The organism is uncultured Dubosiella sp., assembly GCF_964018005.1.
Classification (GTDB): domain Bacteria; phylum Bacillota_I; class Bacilli_A; order Erysipelotrichales; family Erysipelotrichaceae; genus Dubosiella; species Dubosiella muris.
The window spans coordinates 21,546-41,789 of record NZ_CAXHOA010000015.1 but is presented as its reverse complement, the minus strand read 5'-3'; the positions used below and the strand labels follow the sequence as shown (position 1 = coordinate 41,789).

Genomic DNA, 20,244 nt, shown 5'->3' with positions numbered 1-20,244 from the left:
CATAGCAAACTTTACGGTAAATCTCAATGCTTACGATTTGGTGAGCAGATTGCTTTTTACGGGAAAATCTCATATAATTGTAGGGAAATTTTAACAAGGAGGTCTATATGTCAGACTTGATCAAAGACAACTGGTTTGTCATTCTGATCGCAGTGATTATCATCGCTTTTGTCGGATATTTTATTTTTGATTCCAATAAAGATAACGTATCCGCGAAAACGAGTGAGGGCAAAGATGTGCTTGCGACCCTGGCCGACACGGATATCACGGCGGATGCGCTGTATGACGACTACACACCGTTCGATGGCGATCTATTATATAATATGTATCGCAACGCGGTGGTCAAACAGAGCGTAAAAACGACGAAAGAAATGGAAGAGGAAGCGAAGAAACTCGAAAACACCATCCGTTCCCGCGTTTCCTCACAAAACAGCGACGTGTATCGGGACGCGATCGAAGCGGAACTCGCCTCGTATGGTTTTGACAGCTACGACAAGCTGTACGACTACTGCCTGATGACGGTGGAGCAAAAAGCGTTGAACAAGGACTATGTGGACGCCCATTTCGATACGCTGAAGGATTCGATGAAGGACGCGAAGTCCCGGATCGTCAGCCTGATCCAGCTGGAAGTGGCGGATCCATCCAATTTGACGGAAGCGGAAACAAAGAAGCGCGACAATATCGACAACGCCATTGAAACCGGAACGTTCGCCGATGCGGCCACGGCTTTCTCGGATGAAGCGGAAACGGCGGCGAAAGAAGGTTTGTTTGGATATTTGGATTCTTCAAGCAACGCCAGCTCGACAGGTCTGGATGCCAATTTGATTGCGAAAGCGCTAGAAATCAACGAAGGCGAGACGAGCGACTGGATCGAAGTGCAAAACCAGTCGACGGGAATCACTTCGCTGTACAAAGTGCACGTCGACACGACGGATCTGGATACGATTCATCAATCCAAAGACAGCGCGGTGCAGGATTCCTTCTTGTACGCCGTGCTGAACGCCACGCCAGGTCTGGAGGTCACCGTGCTTGAAAACGCGGCGAAAGATCTGGATATCCACTTTGAGGACAAAGCCGTTCAAACGAAGCTGGACAACTATATGAACCAGCTGAAAGGAGGAACGACGAATGAATAAAAAGATTCCTATGCTCGTACTGGGCTCCTTGCTGCTGGCCGGCTGCTCGGTTCATACGACTTCGATTCAGGACGCAGGCGAAAAGCTGATGACGATTGGCGACACGACGTACACGAAGGGCGACGAATACACGATGATCAAGCGCAGCAATGGTCCGGCGCTTGTGATTCAGCAGGCGCAGGAGATCATCTACAGCAAAGAAGTGCCAGCCAGCGACGAGCTGAAAAAAGAAGCGGAAAAACAATACGATGAAATCGCCAAAGCCAACCCGGACACCGAGACGCAGCTGAAAAATCTAGGATACGCCAGCAAGGACGAGTATATTGAAAAAGTGCTCCTGCCATCTGTGCAGGCGCAGGCTCTGATGGACAAGTACTTTGTCGACGATCAAGACACGATCGAGGCGCAATACAAACCAAGTTACGCTCAAATCGTCCAATGCGAAAACGAAGACGCGGCCAACAAAGCGCTACAAGCTTTGAAAGACGGCAAAACACCGCAGGAAGTCGCGCAACAGTACGCGGCGGAAACGACGTCCTACAAAGGGGACGAGGCTTTGGTCACGACCAACGACACGGCGCTGCCGACGCGGTTGATCAACGCGCTGGCGACCGCGAAAAATCCAGGCGTGATGGAAGAGGTTTACTCGTCGGATGACGAGAATCCAACGTTCTTCGTGGCGGTTTTGGATTCAAACGACTACGATGAGAACGTGGAACGAATCGCGGACACGCTCGGTTCGGATTCCTCCCTTTCCAAAGGCTGTCTCGTTTATTATTTAACGAAATACGATTTCGAAGTGCACGATCAAGATTTATTTGACTATTATAAAACCAACTCTCCGGAATATCTGGTCACCCGGCCTGACTTAACGGAAAAAGCGGACGAAACAGACTAACCCAAGAAAACTGTCGCCTTAGCGGCGGTTTTTTATTTGGCCAGTTTTTGGATCGGAAACGCGAAAAAATCCGAGTCGCCTCGGATCGTTTATTGCGCTTCTATTTTTTTGAGTTTGGCCCGGTACGAGATTTTTCGTTCCGTGTTCAGCTTGTCAAAACGAATGGTGTGGACGTTGTTCAACGGATCGGTGTCGACAATCGTTCCCGGACCGAATACGGCATGTTCGACGCGGTCCCCGGCTTTCCATGCGGGCTGGTCGATTTTGAATCGTAAAAACCGTTCGTGGATCTCGATGTACTGCCGGGCGTCTTCGATAAGCGTTTCGGACATCGGGGGCGTAAACGTCAAATACCGGGGATCTATGTCGAGAATAAAGCGGCTTGGGTATTTGGGCGACCCGTCAAAATTCCTTCCATTGGATTCGGTGAGAAAAAGGCTTTTTTTCGCTCTTGTCATGGCTACGAAGGCCAGCCGCCTTTCCTCTTCCATCGACTCGAGACTGTTGACTTTTTTCGTTGGAAACATGCCTTCGTTCATTCCTATTAAAAAGACATGCTCGAACTCCAGCCCTTTGGCGGTGTGGACGGTCATTAGTTTGACCGAGTTTTGTTTCATTTCCAAATCGGCGTTCGTAAACAAGGCGATGTGGGCTAAGTAGTGTTCCAAATCCGCCTCTTCCCCGCAGCTGATTTCATAATCCAAAATGGATTGCTTGAGTTCGGCGAGATTGTCGAGCCGCTCCTGGCTTCCTTCTGTTCGCAGCATCGTTTCATAGCCGCTTTGATCCAGCAGGCTGGTGAGCACTTCACTGACGGGCTGACCTGGATATTCTTTGGAAAATCGTTCGATCAACGCGATGAACGCCTTTCCTTTGGTGGCTTTGAAAAGGTCGTCGTCTACGCAAAGTTTGAGCGCTTCGTACAGACTGACATGGTTTTGTTCGGCGTAGTTTTTTAAAAATTTCATTCGTCGTTCGCCGATGTTCCGTTTGGGCGTATTCACGACGCGCAGAAAGGAAAGATCGTCTTTGTACACGATCATCCGCAAATAGGAAAGCGCGTCTTTGATTTCCATGCGGGCGTAAAACTGCACCCCGGAATAAATCGTGTATGGAAGCTCTTCCTTTAAAAACTCGTCTTCAATGGATCGGGTGATGTAGTGAGCGCGGTATAAAATGGCGATGTCGCGGTACTCGATTCCTTCCTGATGCAGGCTTTGAATCGTTTGCAGGATCCACCGGGCCTCCTCTTTTTCCGTTTTGGCTTCGTGGACTTGCACGGCTAGTCCATGCGGACATACAGGTACGAGTTCTTTGCGGATTCGTTGCTCGTTTTTTGCGATCAAGGAATTGGCGGCATTGAGTATTTCGGGTGTCGAGCGATAATTTTGCGGCATCATGATCGTTTTGACGTTGGGAAACTCCCGATCAAAATCCATCAAATATTGGATGCGGGCTCCCCTCCATGTGTAAATGGTCTGGTCGGGATCGCCGACGATGAACAAGTTTTGGTGGAATCCAGCTAAAACTTTCATGAGCCGGTATTGCAGATCGTCAATGTCCTGGAACTCGTCGATCATGATGTATTCGAGTTTTTCCTGCCACTTTCGTTTGATGTCTTCGTGGTTTTCGAAAATGTACAAAGTGAGCAGGATCAAGTCGTTGTAGTCGAGGCCAAAGCATTTCTTTTGCTGGTACAAATAGCCGTAAAAGATGATATCTTTCGGGGTATGGGCGCGTAAATACTTTTCTTTGAGCTGCTCGACGTTCATATGGATCAAGTCGAGGTAATACTCTGGTCTTTCTTTCAATTTCACGATTTCGATCATATCCCGCGCTTTGGAAAATGTCATGTGGCGCAGGGTGAGATTTCGTTCTTCGTATATCATGCGTAGCATTTCGTCGATATCGGCGTTGTCGAGCACGATGAAGTTTTTTGGATAGGACACAGCGTACGATTCTTCGAGCAGGATGGTGTTGCAAAAGCCGTGGAACGTCGAAATGAAGCCGGTGTCGTTGTCGCCGGTTAAGTTGTGAATGCGTTGGCGCATTTCGTTGGCGGATTTGTTGGTGAAGGTCACGCAGAGGATGTTGCCGGGCATAATGCCGATTTCATTGACGAGATAGGCGAACCGGTGCGAGAGCGCCCGGGTTTTTCCGGAACCGGCGCCGGCGATGACGCGGATGCAGCCTTCGGTGCTCGTGACGGCTTCGTATTGCTGGGGGTTGAGTGTGTCGAGGTAGTTTTCCATAGGTTTATTTTACCATAGGCGTTCAAGATTTCTGAACTTATTTTTGAAATCAAAAAGCGACGTGGCCGAATCAGCCTGACGTCGCTTTAAAAAAAATTATTTCACCTGGATTTGGTCGACTTGGATCGATTGATCGCTTTGCACGATCAGACCAATATCGGAAATGGATTGTCCCGCGTCGACTTTTCCATTGTAGTCGAGATTCGTGATTTGGATCGTTTGATCATCCATTCTTTGGATATCGCAGTTCCAATGGTCGCTGACTTGGACCGCTTCAGGAAATTGGACTGTGAATGTCCAGGACGTGATGGCGTCCGGAGAGGCGTTGTCAAGGGTTCCCTCAAGCTGGACAACGGGTTTATTTTTTTCAGTCCACGTATTGCTCGACTGAAAAGATAGAGTCGCTTTTCCTTGCGTGGAAGTCGATTGGATCGGTGAAATTTTTTTAACAGGTGTAGCCGCCTTGTTTTGGGCAAGAAGCCATTGTCCGGAGGGCGTTAAATCAGCGGTAGTCCAATCATCTAGGTTTGTACCCGGTTTCAATATGGACGACGATTCGTCTTTGTTGGACGCGTTCCATAAAATACGACCGGTATCGTACTTGTTCAACAACCGGATCCAGGTGTTCCCGCTTTCCTCGTCGATTGCGCCGTTGCCGCTGGCATCGCAAATTCCAAACTCGCTGACCACGATTGGAATCTCGTTTACGACTTGCTCGTACTTGGCGCGCAAGTCGTCTTTATGCGTGGCGGCGTAAAAATGAAGCGTATAGGCCACATTTTTAAAAGACAGCGGCGATTGGGCAGCCTGCTCAATATCCTGGGACCAGTTAGGAGTTCCAACCAGAATAAGAGTATCGGAATACTTGCGGATGACAGGAATGATTTCATTGGCGTATTCACTGACTTCCTGCCACGTTGTTGAACCATTGGGCTCGTTGCATATTTCAAAAATCACATTCGGGAGTTTGCCGTATTGTCTGGCCATCTTTTCAAAAAATCCTTTCGCCGAATCAAGATGCTCCAGCGGATTTTGATCGGATAAAATGTGCCAGTCGACAACGCAATACAGGTTGAGCGATTGGCAGAGCTTGATTCCTCGATCAATGAGGCTTTCCAGCTTTTGTGGATAGCCATCGGTGCAATACCCTCCGGATTCGGCTGTGTACATCGCGAGCCGGACTGTGTTTAAACCAAAATCGTTTTTAAAATTTGAAAAGCTTTTTTCATTCACGATTTCCGGGAACCAGGCAAGCCCGTGCGTCGATATCCCTTTGATCACGTACGGATTGCCGGATTCGTCGACCACGCGGTTGTTCGTCGTGGATAAGCACGAAATTCCCTTTTCTTTTTGTACCGGATCGGATTTTTTTTCGACTGCTGATTGTTTTGTTTGCGAGTCGGATCGTTTCGTTGTGTTTTGACATCCGCATAGGACACATAGCAATGCCAAAGCGATCATCGAACATTTTTTGAAAAAGTTTCGTTCCATGAATTTCATTCTCCTGTTTTTCTTCTATACTATATCAACTTCCTTCGGAATGTATAAAATAAAACTCGATGTGTACATTCCTACATATCGAGTCGTTTCGTTAATCCGCTTTTTGAATATGGTCTTGATAGTAGATCGAAAACCGTTTTAGCTCTTCTTCCAATTTGTCCGGCCCCATTTTCTCTGCCAACGTCGGCGTGGTACTGTACAAATCGGTTCCCAGCCCGACCCGGTCCCCTTCGTATTGCACCCCTAAAGCGGTCAATGTCGTTGGATAGAAGTCAAAGGCGGTCAATGTCCGATCTTCCTCGCTTTGTTTTTTTGCTGGCGAGTTGATAAGCGTATAGTATCCTTTGCGTTCGTAATCATTCCCTATGTGTTCATTGGCCCAACTATCATCCATTGTCAAATGATCCCCGGCAATTACGATAGTGGTGTTGTCGTAGAAGTCTTGTTTTTTAATCCATTTCACAAAATCACCAATTTGTTTTGAAGAACAACGAATCACATTCGAGTACTGATCCGGATACTCTTTAGGACAGTCTTTACATAAATACCCTCCGGTAAAATGAGTATCACACGTCAACATTGTAAAATTAAAAGGTTCATTTTGAGAAGCCAGTTCCAGAAGATCCTCCTTGGCGTATTCGAACAGCTTTTTATCCTCGTATCCCCACCAAACTCTATAGTCTTCAGGAAATTTCCCTTGTTCTTTCTCATAATAATAATCGTGAATTTCGTAATTTCCATGCTGCGTAAAAAACAAATCCCGTTGGGCAAAGCCTGCATCCGATCCCATCAAAAAGATTTGGTTATAACCTTCCTTTTCTAAAATCTCACCTAATGTATACGCGCCATCCATAAACTGAAATTCAATGGCTGTATTGTCCTGAGCAACTGGCGTCTTTAAATTAGCCCCTGATGTTGAAGCGATCAAAGAGGCTGCCGTCCAGCCATTGGATGGAATGATCGTATAGCCATTTCCACTTGTAAAAGTGTTTTTATTCGTAGCAAGCTTTGACAATTCTGGAATTAAACTTTCTTGGAAGGCTCCACCATGTTGCATATCGCCATAGCTCGTTTCCATAGATTCAAGATAAATATAAATCAAATTTCTTTTTTTCTCCGGGAAGACATACGTTAACTGCGCCGGATCTACATATTCATCTTCATAAAGTGTTGACGGATTTAAATAACCATCCATATACTCATAAAAGCCAATTTGCTTTGCGAATGAATCAAAGCCATCCCACATAATCGCCAATGAGCATAAAAGGAAAATAAACGTACAAATCCGACGCAAAATATTCTTTTTAAAATAAAACATGAGCGCGTTAAGGCAACCTAAAAAGACCGCTAGCGACAACGCGCAAAGAAGCGGCTGTTGAATGCAGGCTTCCCAGAACTCGTTCATTACCCCTTCCCCGGCCCCGTCAACCGAAGTATTTACAGTGAATAAAATTTGCTCGAATGGAATATTTCCGAATTTTTCAGGAACCCACTTGCAGGCTTCAAAAAACCCTAGCCCGATAAACACCCCTAAACAAATCAAAAGATTGACAAGTATAAATAAAACCCAACGGAGAACTTTCAATATTTTTTGTGTTTTTTTATTTTTTAATATTTCTTTCATATTTCCTACCAATTTGAAATTATAGCGAAAACAAATCGAAATTGCGAATTTTTTATAAATACTCGTCAGGTTTTATCTTCTCACGTAAAAATTATGAAAAGGCAGGTCGCTTTTAACCTGCCTTCAAATGAAAATCACTGGGAATCGGGCGCTCCCGGATCAATCGTTCCTCCTCCAGTTCCTGGATCAATCGTTCCTCCTCCGGTTCCTGGTTCAGTCGTTTCTCCTCCAGTTCCTGGTTCAGTCGTTCCTCCTCCAGTTCCCGGGTCGGTCGTTCCTCCTCCAGTTCCCGGGTCGGTCGTTCCTCCTCCAGTTCCTGGTTCAGTCGTCCCTCCTCCAGTTCCCGGATCGGTCGTTTCTCCTCCCGTTCCTGGTTCAGTCGTCCCTCCTCCAGTTCCCGGGTCGGTCGTTTCTCCTCCGGTTCCCGGATCGGTCATTTCTCCTCCGGTTCCCGGAGTCGTTGCCGGCTCGGAATACGAAGGAATCCAAATATAATCGGTATTGGAAAAACTCTCTTTATTCGCCTGATATTGTTGCGCAGTCGGAGCCTGTACGGGTTGTGTATTTTCCTTGAAATCCGATTCTTCCTTTTCATCTGTCGGGGTCGGGATTTTTCCTTCATCTCCACTTAGAATTACATCCTCATAAAATTTGGATTTATAGCTCATTTGCTGATCCAGCTCCTCATATCCCAAAATTTCAATCAAAGTTGGAATGTCGGAATAGAGCGATGTGCCAAGCCCTAAGCGATGGCCATCAATCTTTGCTCCCAGAGCCTCTAATATCGTTGGAAAAATATCCATGGTCGAATACGCTCTTGTTTTGTTTAAGGAATATTCAGGACCATTGATTACAGTAAAATATGTCCTTCGCGGGTAATCTTTGTCAATGGATTCGGGAACGAGTCCATCCATACTTAAATGATCTCCCGAAATCACGATTGTCGTGTCCTTGTAAAAATCCTGTTTTTGGCACCATTTGACAAATTCAGCAATTTTTCGGTCCGAACAATTAATTACGTTTTCATACTGCTCGTCGAAAGTATCTGGACAATCTTTGCATTTATAGCCGTTTTGGAAATGCGTATCCACCGTCAACATGGTAAAATTGAACGGCTCGGACTGCTTTGCCAAAGTGCTCAGTTCTTTTTCAGCATACTTGAATAAGTAATTGTCTTCATAGCCCCACCAGACATAGTAGTCTTTGTCGATGATCCCGTCGTCAATCGCGCTATAATAATCCAAAACTTTATAATCACCATGCTGCTGATAATAATTTTTTCTTCCCGCAAACGCGCCATCGGATCCGCACATAAAGTAGTTTTGATAGCCTTCTTCTTCTAAAATGTCACCTAGTCCCTTTACTGAAGGAAGAAATTTGGATTGCTCTTCAAAATTTCGATTGTAATCATTGTTGCCAATATTCAATGGAACACCCATCGACTGGGCCGCGATTCCGGCAATCGTCCACGTCGTATTGCCAGGCGTATACCCGCCATTTAACTGACTATCTTCTTGGCTTGTAAAATCAGTATTTTCCTGTGCGAGCGCTGTCAGTTCAGGAATCAAGTTTTGCTGGAATCCACCACCATTTTTCTTGTCTGTATACGTGGATTCCATCGACTCGCAAATAATGTAAATCAGATTTCTCTTTTTTTCAGGAAATTCAATGTTCGTTTTGCGGGCGTCCGCATAGTATTTATCATACAAATCGCTTTCCTTATTTAAACTTTCGTTATACTCTTTAATGCCCAAAGAATCATAAATTTTTACACCTAAAAACACATCAAAAAGCAATGTAAAACATGCGAGTCCAATCAATACCCTTTTTAAAATTTTCGTAAATTTCATTGGCTCGATCTTTGTTTGAATTTTCCCTTTTTTATCCATAAGATACAGCCAAATCATTCCCCCGAATACCAGAGTGCCTAAAAGAAGCAGCAGCCAGTTGTGTTCGAAAAAGCCTTTCACCGCATCCAAAACCGTATTTTCAGAACCAGACATACTGTTTTGCATGGTATATAAAATTTGAGCAAATCCCCCTACGCTCAATTTCGTTGACAAATAGTATTGAGCGTAACTTAAAATATTAAGAACAATAAATAGTAAATATATCGCAATAATCAGTGCGATCCACACGAAAACCCCTCCTCGCTGTATTGAGTTTATCGACAAAAAAGAAAATATACAAGAAAAAAAAGAGAATCGGCATCTTACAATCCCGACTCTTGCTTTTTACACATTTTATAATTTCATTAGATGATTATACCAATAACGGGCATACACTTCCCGTTGCGGCTGATCATAATTATAAGGTCGCTCATAATTATAGATAAAAGCCTTTGCCAAATATTCCGGGGTCTGAGTAGAATGGGCAAATTCGTAAAAACTTAAATTAAACGCGTTCGTCGCATAATATTGAATATGGTTTTCCAATTCATAAATGATTCTGGCACATTGTCCAAATCCGCTGTTGATGGCGTATCCATTTCCTTCCAGCCAGTTGATTACATTCGTCGCCGGGGTCCACTGAACCAAACCAAATCCACAATTCAAGTTTCCTTCCTGACGGCTTTCCCATAATCCCGGGTTGATGTTGGATTCGCCTTGCATGTTTCCTAAAAGAGCGGCAACAGCGTTTCGAGTCCAGCCATAGCTTTTAAAGAAATTCCAAACCAGCTCGGCGTTGTTTTCCATTTGGGAAACCGTCAAATAATTGTTGGAACTGATCCATAAGGAATCATCATTATGCAGCGAGCTGAATGTAAACTGCTGCGCTTTGCTTCCATTCGACTCATAAATTTGAATATTACTTCCATTGACAGCCAACGCGGCTGTGATATCCAGAACAAACGAATCGTTTAAAGCGGATACGATGCGGTATGTGTTGTTTGTCCGCATAATGATCCATTTTTGATTCCAGGCGTTGGATTGCGCGCTTTGAAGCACATTATCGGCATTCCATCCTTTTCCATCGACTGCCATGAATTTCCCGGAACCGACATTTTTGATTGTCACATAGCCTTTTGCGTCGTTGACGATCACAAATTGCTGCGCCTTGCTCCGGTTATATTCATACAGTTGGATATTAGCGTTGTTCGCCGTGGATCCTCCCGCTATATCGAGAACCATATTCTCATTCAAGGCTGAGCGAATCACATATGCCCCATCCTCAATCACATTTAAATTTTTCTTCGCAATCGCATCCAGGCGCGTACGCAAATCCTCCGCTTTCTTCAAGATCCATTTTTCCGCCATCTGGGTCGCGTGAAGCTTTCCGATTTGCACGTTGTTGTCCGACTGGGTTATAGATCTTTCCGGATCCAGCGCCGAAATGATTTCGTAATTGCTACCATTTTTCCGGATGACCCATTTTTGAGCGCGCGTTCCATTGGACGCGTATTGTTGAAGATTGGAACCAATCGTCGTATTCGCCGCCTCCAAATCGAGAACTTTTCCCGATCCTATATTTTTAAATGTGACATAGCCTTTGCTGTCATGGCTCACTTCCCATACTTGCGAAGAAGCCTGGTAGTTTTTTTCAAGATCAACGTTCGCTAGATTATTGACCGATTGACCCTCTACACTTAAAACTTTACCGGTTTGCGAATTGACAATATAATACTGTCCATTTGCGACTAAGTTTTTGTTAAGCGCCGCCATCGCATCCATCGTTTGCTCTTTTGTGATGTATTTATTAAAAAACCAGCGTTGAGCGTTTGTATTGTTGGATTGATAAATCTGGATGTTGGATCCATTTTGAGGATTGGCGCCTGCCAAATCCAAAACATACGAACCATTTAGGGCTGACGCGATCATATACCCTACATCCATCTTCTTAATGATCCATTTCTGCGCTTTTGTATTGTTCGAATCGTATTGTTGCACATTGTTGCCATTGAAAGCTTGACCGGCGTTTACATCAAGCACCTTGTTGGATTGGATGTTTGTAAACGTATAATAGCCATCCGAACCCACATCGACCCGCCAGATTTGCGCGCCCGAATCGTTGTTTTCATAAATTTGCACATTGGCTCCGTTATAGGTTGCCCCGGCATTCACATCCAATACTTGACCGGTCGAAACAGCGGATGAAATCGTATAAACGCCGGAAGAAATCGCCGCATTTTCCCCGCCGGCTGCGCCAAAAGAGATCCCGCTTACATTCGAGACAGGCTCCTGTTCTTCCAATTCCGCTTCTTCTGCTCTTTCTTTTTCTTCGACCAGCTCGTTTACCGGTAATTCCTCCGCGACGGTTTTCACTTCCGGAACAGCGGAATCTTCTTTTGATTCATCCACATACACCGCCTCTGTCATTTCCAATTCATTCATAGGGGAAGTTTCGATTGAATTGGGGATGGATTCACTTTCGCATTCTTCCGCAAGAATGGCCTGCCCTGTTACGGCCAGACCAATCCCTACACCACTCAGGGCGGCAATATTTCTTAACTTGTTTTTTTTCACCATTTACGCTCTCCTATCTCTCTCTTAAACCCTCGTGCTATCAGTATACTATGAAAAAATATCCCGGAGCAATGCCATAGGCATATATTTCCAGGATATTTCGATTTTAAATTTTAATAAAATTCCAGCGTTGAGCGAGGGAGCCATTATCTTGGTAAATCTGAATATTTTGATTATTTACGGTATATCCCGCATTCAAATCCAGGACAAGAGACTGATTCAAAGCGGAAATGATCTTGACTCCATTTCCCGCTTTCTGAACGATCCATTTTGTCGCGTAACCGCTTTGACTCGTCTGCGCCACATTCATTCCACTTACCGCCTGATTTCCCATGATTCCTAAATATAAATTAGATCCTGCGTTGCGAATGCTCACATAGTGGTTTTGATCATGTTCAACGATCCATCGTTGCGCATTTGTATTATTGTCCGCATACAGTTGAACGTTGGCCCCTTTGGATTTAGAGCCTGCTGTGACATCCACATTATAAGATGGATCCTTACTTGAATGAATTTCGTATGTTCCGTTTTGGAGGCTGTCTTTATTTTCAAAAGCCAACTTATTTAACTTGTTTCTTGGATCTTCTACTTGCTCGAAAACCCACCTTTGTGCCAAAGTATTGTTCGACTGGTATAGCTGGATATTCGTCATGTCCCTCGTGCCTGCACCAGACAAATCGAGCACAAAGTTTTTATCCAACGCGGAAACGAGCTTGATTCCATTTCCCATTTGCACCGCAATCCACATTTGCGCTCTTGTTCCATTCCATCCATATTGCGAAACATTCGTTCCGTTGGCTTTCCGGGCCCCGGCTACATCTAGCACTTTACTCGAATTGATATTTTCAATTTTTAAATAACCGCCATTCACATGGGATAATTTAAAAATTTGCGCATTGGAATCGTTGTTGGTATAGATTTGAACATTGGTTCCGTTGCTTGTTCCCGCGCCCGCGATGTCTATGACTTTGTTTTTATTTAAACCTGTGGAAATTCTGTAATGACCATCTTTGAGCACATCCTTGTTTTTGCTGGCCAACGCATCTAGTTCTTTCAATGGTGCGATTAAGTCTTCTAAGCGCCATAATTGGGCTTTGGATCCGTTTCCAGTATAAAGCTGCAATTTGTTTCCATTTCTAAAAGAAGCCGCCGGCACATCCAAAACAAACTTGCTGTCCCAAGCTGTTGAAATCACATATCCGTTCGCCGTTGAACGAAGCATCCAGTAAGAAGACAAATCGTTTCTTAATTTTTGCTGCGTCACCGCCAGTCCGTCATGAACACTCCTCCAATCCGAAGCTGTAGTCAGGTACACCCGGAATTGACATTTTGAATCGTGTAATATCCATTCGAATGTTTTTGGATCTTATATTGCTGCGCGGCCGTTCCATTGTTTCCATACAACTGAACCGTCACACCCGGATTTTTGCTTGCCGCGTTTATATCCAGCACTAGATTTTGGTTCCCCGCCGATTTAATAGTGTACGTAGAATCAGAAATCGCTTGATTCACAATATGGAAAGCTTTTTTAATCACGCCTTTATACATTCCTTTTCCAGTGACCGTGACCGTCGCCTGCCCAGGATTGACATTGTTGGCATACGACAAGAAATAGTCTTTTCCTTCGCTCAACTGAATATAGCGGCCATTTTGATAAAACCCCACAATCGGTTTCGTGGTGATTGCCTTTCCGGTATATGCCTGATCTCCAATCACGATGGTTCCATTGCTGGAAAAATTCGTGTTCAATGTCGGGATCGTTCCACGTCCAAGCGCAAAAACCGGACCGCCATCCTGGATGTCTTCCCACGCGCCGGACAAAACCGAGAACACCGAGGAAAGCGAGGCCTGTCCGCTTTGGTAAGAGTGGAGCGGATCATAAACCTGTGTGTTGCCTTGATTGTACCCTGTCAAATAAATTTCATGAGTAATGCCTACATATGGGCACCAGCGACTATACCCCACAGCGCTCGCGACGATTTTCCCTTCTTTTAACGCTTTTTCCGCCTCGGATCTTGTCAAATTATTTTGGTATGTCAATCCAAAGCGATTTGCGATATATCGCCAGGCTGACGACACGGTTCCATCCACGCCACCCGGATTGTAATAACCTGCCGCGTAAAGAATATTTCCCATATCCACCGGAGAATAGGAACTTCCCGTAAAATAATTCACGATTGCTGTCGCGGTCATGACAACGCAACCCGTCGAACTCATAGATTTTCCATTGTAAGTCAAATTGCCCCACCGACCATCTGTTTGATTGTAGTAAGGAACGTTATTGAGTGAAGTCGCGTAAATATTACCAGTCTGATCGGCCGTAAAACTCATATTTCCAACCTGATGTGTTCCTTTTAAAACCTTTCCCTGGCTGTCACAGTAAATATAGCGGTTATTATAGTACATGAATCCAGTCAGTGGATTGCCGTCGTTGTTGAATAAATGGGTATCTCCTCCAATGAGTACTTCCCCTTTAGAAATCTCATTATTCACGTAATATTTATTGCCCACCCAGCCATTTAAATTCGCTTTTGGCGCGTTTTGTCTGGACAGGGTCATCTTCATTGGCGCGGCTTCTTCTTTTACAGTTTCCAGCGTATCAAAACCTTTCTCCTGCGTTTCCTCTAATTTTACAGAAGAATCCAGATCTTTTTGATCTTCTTGTTCATTTTCGTTTTCTTCGTTATCCTGAATCGTTTGGAAATTTTCTTTTTTCTTATCTTCCTCGTTTCCTTGATTGACTTGGAAATCGCTTTGACTCAACGAAGAATCTATTTCCTCTTCCGATTCTTTTTTTGCGGAAAGCATCTCTTCTTCCGATTCAGCCGCTGGAGTCGACTCCCCATTCTCCTGAATCGCATTTCCCGACTCTTCGTTTTCAATCACTTCCGGAACGACATTATCCTCATTCGCAAAGATATTTTGATTTAATGCGGCCCAGCCTGAGCCAATCCCAAGCATTAAAGCCGATAAAATGATTTGGTGTTTCTTGTTCATATTTTCCTTTCTTGCTTTCCCTTTTTAAAAGAATCCATTCAGTTTATTTGATGAAGCAATAATTTGTGAAAGCTTTTGACGGATATATGGTCCCGGGCAACTTGTAGCGGCCACATCCCCATGGACGTTGATATTCTGCCCGTAAATCAGCTTGCCTAGATGATTTCTTGACGCAATGTCGGCGACCAGTCGAATCAATGAATTTAAAGTCGCATCGGTAATCTTGTATTCCGGCGCCAAAGTCCAGTCCGAGTTTTCAATCGTTACCGAATGTTTATTGCTTTCCCAGTTCGCGTTCGCCCAGGCCGTATCCTTTTCCGCGACATATTGACAGATTTCCCCGTTATAACCAATTCCGTAATGCGCCGAAGTCTCTCGGTTTGGATTTTGGAATACACCGCCGCACGATTCCGCTGTCGCTCTTCCATCCATATGGTGAATCGTTATGTTCGTGATCAAGCAGCCCTCTCTTCCTACCGTATAATTGTTCGTGTGAGCGGGAACCCACTTATATGCCAAATTGGAATTTGAAAATTGAGTGGATTGATCGGTCATATTTTGTTTCACCAGCTTGAATTTTTGCGCGTTCGTTCCATTGGACTGATAAATTTGCACATTTTGCCCGTTGGCTCCAATGCCACTCAATACATCAATCACAAACGCGGTATTCAAAGCCGACATAATTCTATATGTTCCGTCGCTATTCTTGCCAAAAATCCACTTTTCGTTCCACTGGTCCGCCAAATGATCGCTCAACTGCAAGTTCGAACCATTTCTCGCTCCACTCGCGACACCTAAATATTTTTTAGAGTGAACATTCATGATTGTGGAATACCCTAGCCCGTCTGTTACGATTTTGTATTTTTGGGCATTTGTCCCATTCGCGGAATACAATTGAACATTCGTTCCCACCTCGGTGACAGCGGCCGCGACATCGAGCACAAATTTTGAATTGATTCCGGATTGGATTTCATAAAAGCCATCCGAAATCGAACCTTTATTGCTGGCTGCGACCTGGTTTACCGTGTCCCTGGTCGATAAAGTTGACGCAAAGATCCACGCCTGCACCGCGTTCGTCCCTTTATTCAGCTCAATATCCACGTTCGATCCATTCGCGTTCAAACGGACACGCGAAGTAAGCGCCGAAACCAAATGATACGCCTCGCCATTTTTAACAGCAACCCACTTTTGCGCACGCGTTCCATTTCCCGCGTATTGCTGGACATTTGTGCCATTCGTCGACGAAGCGCCCGTCACATCCAATACTTTTCCTGAAGAAAGGTTGATCAAAGTAACGTATCCTTTTCCGTCATGTTGAACTTGCCATTTTTGAGAATCCTGATTCGCGCTGGATACAAGATTGACATTGGCGCCCGATGAGCTTTGATTGACATTCATGTACTTTCCGGTACCAACATTTCGAATCGTATAAGAACCATCTTTTAAAACGTTTTTATTTTGCGAAGCCAACTGATCAAGATATGCGATTTGATCAATGACTTTCCAGAATACCCAGCTTTGCGCTTTCGTGTTGTTGTTTTGATAAAGTTGAATGTTCGCGCCATTGCTGGTGTTGGCGCCCGCTAAATCGATCACATACGCGTTATTCAAAGCGGATACGATCTTGTATCCCGCATTGGTTTGCACGAGTTGCCATTTTTGAGCTTTCGTGCCATTCCCGGTATACTGCTGAATATTTGATCCATTGGCCACCTTCGCCCCCGTGACATCCAAATACTTTCCAGATCCGATATTTTGAATGGAGTAAAATCCATCGGCGTTATTGTATTCGAGTTTCCAAATTTGCGCGTTTGACTCGTTGTTATCGTAAATTTGCACATTTCCGCCGTTGTACTTCGCTCCCCCGGCTACATCTATGCTTTTATCCGGATTCAATGAACTGAAAATCTGATAATTTCCATTTTCAAGAATCGGACCACCCATCGCTCCAGTCTTTAAGTCGACCGTTGAGTTTTCTGAATCGTTATTTTCAGGCACTTCCCATAAAATGGATTCATCAACCCTGAAATCTTCCGTTTCTTGTTCAGGATCCGGCGACTCGTTCGATGGTTCAGCACTTTGGTCTTCCAAAGACGAAACAGTTTCAGCCGGCGTTTCCTTCTCGCTCTGATCTGGCACCTTGTCGCCTGGATCGCCTGCCATCTTTTCGCTTGCGATTTCAACAGAAGCATCCGATACAAGAACTGGATCTGTCTCCTCCTCGCATGCGTAGATTGCGGAGCCAGCCACCGTTATCATCCCAATCCCAAATCCACTGACAACCGCGAGTTTCCGAATTGTTTTTTTCTTATTATTCATAGGTTTTCCTTCCTCCTATACTTTCACAAATTTCCATTGCTGAGCTTTCGAACCATTGTTCGCGTAAAGCTGGATATTTCGTCCATTGACCGAGTGCGCGCCGGAAAGATCCAACACGTAATCTTTATGCATCGCCGAAACGATTTGAATCGCTCCGTTTAATTGCTGGAAAACCCACTTTTGCGCATACGACGTTCCGCTCGACTGAATGATATTTTCACCACTTTGCGCCTTGGCGTTCGCCACGCTCAAATACTTGCCAGAATTGATATTTTGGATTTGCGCGTACCCTTGCGCGTCGAATGAGACTTTCCAACGTTGCGCGTTGGTGTCGTTATCAGAGTAAAGCTGCACATTCGCGCCATTGCTTTTATTCGCTCCTGTCACATCCAGGTTATAATTTCCATTAACCATGGAATGAATTTCATATACTCCGGCAGCGACTAAACTTTTACTTTTCGCCGCCATGGAATTCAACGTCGCGCGTGGATCTTCCGCTTTCTGAAATGTCCATCGCTGCGCTTTCGTATTGTTGCTTGCGTAAATGCCAATGTTGTTGCCATCATAGGTTGCCGCGGCATTTAAATCCAGTACGAGATTTTGATCAAGCGCCGAAACAAGCTTGATTCCATCCGTCGTGCTGATGGCGATCCACAATTGCGCTTTGCTTCCATTCCATGCGTATTGCTGGACATTGGTTCCGCTTTTCCCGATTCCGGCATTGACATCTAGAACTTTTCCGGAAGCGACATTTGTGATCTTTAAAAAGTTATTGACGTGCGACACTTGGAAAATCTGCGCCTGCGTACCGTTTTTCGTATAGATTTGCACGTTCGCGCCATTCGCGCCGCTTGCGCCCGCCACATCGACGACTTTATTTCCATTGATTCGGGAGGCAATCGTGTAAAAACCATCCGCAATCGTTTTTACATTTGCCGCCGCAAGATCGTTGATGGATTGGGCTTTTTGATCCAAATTGTTTAAATTCCAAGCTTGCGCTTTCGTTCCGTTGCCAGCGTACAGTTGAATTTTGGAACCGTTTTTAAACACCGCGCTTTGCACATCCAGGACATAGTTCGAATCCCAGGCGGAAGAAATCACATATCCATTCGCTGTGGAGCGAATCATCCACAAGCTGGATTTATCATTTTTAAAGTTCTGCTGTGTGACACCCAATCCATTGTGTATCTTTCGCCAATCCGAAGAGGATGTTAAATACAAACCGGAATTTTTATTTCGAATCGTATAATATCCATTCGCTTGTTTTTCAATTTGAAATTGCTGGGCCATTGTGCCATTGCTCGTATAAATCTGAAGCGCTGCTCCCGTCGACTTCGATGCGGAAGGAATATCCAAAACAAGCGATCCATTTCCTTTGGAAGCTAAGGTATACGTCGCGTTGGCGATCGTGTTGTTGACGATATAAAAGCCTTTTGAAATCGCGCCCTTATACAAACCTTTTCCGGTCACGGTGACACTCGCCTGTCCGGCGTTGACGTTGTTTTTGAAAGAAACCGTGTAATCCTTTCCTTCCTTCAGCTCGATATACGCGCCATTTTGATACAATCCAACGACCGGTTTCGCCGTAATTTGTTTTCCTGTATAGGCCTGGTCGCCAATCACGACCGTTCCATAGCGGTTAAACGAGCTTTCGATTGTTTGAATGATTTTCTTTCCTAACGCGACAAACGGTCCGCCGGCCCGCGTATCCTCATCGTATGGCGATTGCGCGTTCATGACTTCCTGCAAAGTAAAATATCCCATTTGATCCGTATTGTATGGATCGTAAACCCGGACTTTTCCATCCTGATATCCTGTAAGATAAATTTGATGGCTGCTGTCCGGCGTGCACCAGCGGCTTTGCTTCACACGAACCGCCACGATATTTCCGCCAAGCAACGACTCTTTGATTCCATTGGCGTCCAGATTTCCCTTCCAAGTCAAATTGTATTTATTGGCTACCCATTGCCACATATCGTTGGTGGAACCTATCATTCCATTATTGAAATAACCGGCCTGGTACAACTGTTTTCCCATATCCACCGGAGAGTAATTCGTTTGATTGAAATAATTGACGATTGTCGTGGCGGTCATGACCGCGCAACCCGCGTTTCCAAGCGTGCTTGAACCAATAACGATATTTTTCCAGCGCGCGTCGTACTGGTTATAATACGGGATCTTGTCAAAATCGGATTTTATGATCTCCCCCGTGGAGGATGCGGTAAACTTCTGGTTTCCCACTTGGAAAGTTCCGGTTTTTACTTTTCCCAAAGACTCGCAATAATACGTTTTCTCTCCATATTGAATAAATCCATTCAAAGGATTTCCATCGTTATCAAATAAATGGAGGTCGTTTCCGATTTTTGTTTCTCCAATCGCCATGACATTGTTCACATAATACTTGTTGTTGTTCCAACCGTTTAGAGAGGCCGCTTTCAAAGCCGCCGGAGCTGGCGCGACTGCTTTTTTTGGAGCCGCTTGCATCGCCACGGTTTCCGTCTTCTGGACAACTGGAGTCTCTTCGATTTTCTCTACCGGCACGATTTCTTCTTTTTTTTCGAATTCATGATTTTGATTGGAATCCGTTATATCCAAATCAATCGAATCGTCCTGACCTTGATCCAGTTCCTTTCCTTCCTCTTCGTTTGGTACCGTTTGATCAATTTCTCCGTCGCTAAAATCATCCTCTGTAGTGATTTCATCCGCCGTTTCGTTTTCAGTAGCCAAGTCGGAAGCCCCCTCTTCTATACTTGGCATTGAAACGGGCTCCTCTTCCGTCGCGAAAACATCCTGATTCAACACAGCCCAACCACTGCTTAGCCCAATGAAAGCGGCAATTAAAAGTGAATAATCTTTTTTTCTCATCCTAATTTCCTCTTTGTAATCATATCCTTAATGATTCTATGGTATAACCTTTATACAAATATTTCAATAAAAAATATGTGATATTACAACGATTTATCGAAAATTATGGTATCATAATGTGTTTTATAAAGAAAAACTTAATTTTATTCCATAATAAAAAGGCGTCGATCAAAATGAATATTTCATTTTC

At 44.6% G+C, this 20,244-nt stretch carries 11 protein-coding genes; 2 read left to right on the top strand and 9 right to left on the bottom strand.

Annotated features, from left to right (window positions below; all coding sequences use genetic code 11):
* Positions 1-107 precede the first annotated feature (107 nt).
* Positions 108-1,136 carry a rotamase gene (locus ABNS49_RS10530; protein WP_135979397.1) on the top strand — a complete coding sequence of 343 codons (1,029 nt, stop codon included), beginning with the start codon at positions 108-110 and terminating at the stop codon, positions 1,134-1,136.
* Entirely contained in the window at positions 1,129-2,034 is a 906-nt protein-coding gene (locus ABNS49_RS10525; protein WP_135979398.1) for a hypothetical protein, read from the top strand. The genes ABNS49_RS10530 and ABNS49_RS10525 overlap by 8 nt, the downstream gene beginning before the upstream one ends.
* Positions 2,035-2,123: 89 nt before the next feature.
* On the opposite strand, the gene ABNS49_RS10520 is transcribed toward ABNS49_RS10525, so the two are convergent.
* The 9 genes from ABNS49_RS10520 to ABNS49_RS10480 all read right to left on the bottom strand — a co-directional run bounded on the left by ABNS49_RS10520 (position 2,124) and on the right by ABNS49_RS10480 (position 19,946).
* Positions 2,124-4,286 carry a UvrD-helicase domain-containing protein gene (locus ABNS49_RS10520; RefSeq protein WP_135979399.1) on the bottom strand — a complete coding sequence of 721 codons (2,163 nt, stop codon included), beginning with the start codon at positions 4,284-4,286 and terminating at the stop codon, positions 2,124-2,126.
* 96 nt (positions 4,287-4,382) lie between these two features.
* Positions 4,383-5,777: a cellulase family glycosylhydrolase gene (locus ABNS49_RS10515; RefSeq protein WP_290148462.1), complete on the bottom strand. Its 1,395-nt coding sequence runs from the start codon at positions 5,775-5,777 to the stop codon at positions 4,383-4,385.
* 100 nt (positions 5,778-5,877) lie between these two features.
* On the bottom strand, positions 5,878-7,410 hold the full coding sequence (locus ABNS49_RS10510; protein ID WP_135979401.1) for an LTA synthase family protein: 1,533 nt from the start codon (positions 7,408-7,410) through the stop codon (positions 5,878-5,880).
* Positions 7,411-7,544: 134 nt separating this feature from the next.
* Positions 7,545-9,548: an LTA synthase family protein gene (locus ABNS49_RS10505; RefSeq protein WP_348688183.1), complete on the bottom strand. Its 2,004-nt coding sequence runs from the start codon at positions 9,546-9,548 to the stop codon at positions 7,545-7,547.
* A 105-nt stretch (positions 9,549-9,653) separates the two neighbouring features.
* Complete coding sequence (locus ABNS49_RS10500; RefSeq protein WP_135979403.1) at positions 9,654-11,876, bottom strand: phage tail tip lysozyme; 2,223 nt, start codon at positions 11,874-11,876, stop codon at positions 9,654-9,656.
* Positions 11,877-11,979: 103 nt separating this feature from the next.
* On the bottom strand, positions 11,980-13,137 hold the full coding sequence (locus ABNS49_RS10495) for an RICIN domain-containing protein (protein WP_348688182.1): 1,158 nt from the start codon (positions 13,135-13,137) through the stop codon (positions 11,980-11,982).
* A 41-nt stretch (positions 13,138-13,178) separates the two neighbouring features.
* A complete protein-coding gene (locus ABNS49_RS10490) occupies positions 13,179-14,870 on the bottom strand; it encodes an RICIN domain-containing protein (protein ID WP_348688181.1) in 1,692 nt (563 codons plus the stop codon).
* Positions 14,871-14,894: 24 nt separating this feature from the next.
* Positions 14,895-17,189 carry an RICIN domain-containing protein gene (locus ABNS49_RS10485; RefSeq protein ID WP_135979405.1) on the bottom strand — a complete coding sequence of 765 codons (2,295 nt, stop codon included), beginning with the start codon at positions 17,187-17,189 and terminating at the stop codon, positions 14,895-14,897.
* Positions 17,190-17,204: 15 nt separating this feature from the next.
* Positions 17,205-19,946, bottom strand: a complete 2,742-nt coding sequence (locus ABNS49_RS10480) for an RICIN domain-containing protein (RefSeq protein WP_168353513.1) — start codon at positions 19,944-19,946, stop codon at positions 17,205-17,207.
* Positions 19,947-20,244: the final 298 nt, after the last annotated feature.

Bases quoted from the DNA above. Each gene is read 5' to 3' on its own strand.
- ABNS49_RS10515 (WP_290148462.1), bottom strand. From the start codon at position 5,777: ATGGAACGAAACTTTTTCAAAAAATGTTCGATGATCGCTTTGGCATTG.
- ABNS49_RS10485 (WP_135979405.1), bottom strand. From the start codon at position 17,189: ATGAATAATAAGAAAAAAACAATTCGGAAACTCGCGGTTGTCAGTGGA.
- ABNS49_RS10520 (WP_135979399.1), bottom strand. From the start codon at position 4,286: ATGGAAAACTACCTCGACACACTCAACCCCCAGCAATACGAAGCCGTC.
- ABNS49_RS10500 (WP_135979403.1), bottom strand. From the start codon at position 11,876: ATGGTGAAAAAAAACAAGTTAAGAAATATTGCCGCCCTGAGTGGTGTA.
- ABNS49_RS10530 (WP_135979397.1), top strand. From the start codon at position 108: ATGTCAGACTTGATCAAAGACAACTGGTTTGTCATTCTGATCGCAGTG.
- ABNS49_RS10490 (WP_348688181.1), bottom strand. From the start codon at position 14,870: ATGAACAAGAAACACCAAATCATTTTATCGGCTTTAATGCTTGGGATT.
- ABNS49_RS10510 (WP_135979401.1), bottom strand. From the start codon at position 7,410: ATGAAAGAAATATTAAAAAATAAAAAAACACAAAAAATATTGAAAGTT.
- ABNS49_RS10480 (WP_168353513.1), bottom strand. From the start codon at position 19,946: ATGCCAAGTATAGAAGAGGGGGCTTCCGACTTGGCTACTGAAAACGAA.
- ABNS49_RS10525 (WP_135979398.1), top strand. From the start codon at position 1,129: ATGAATAAAAAGATTCCTATGCTCGTACTGGGCTCCTTGCTGCTGGCC.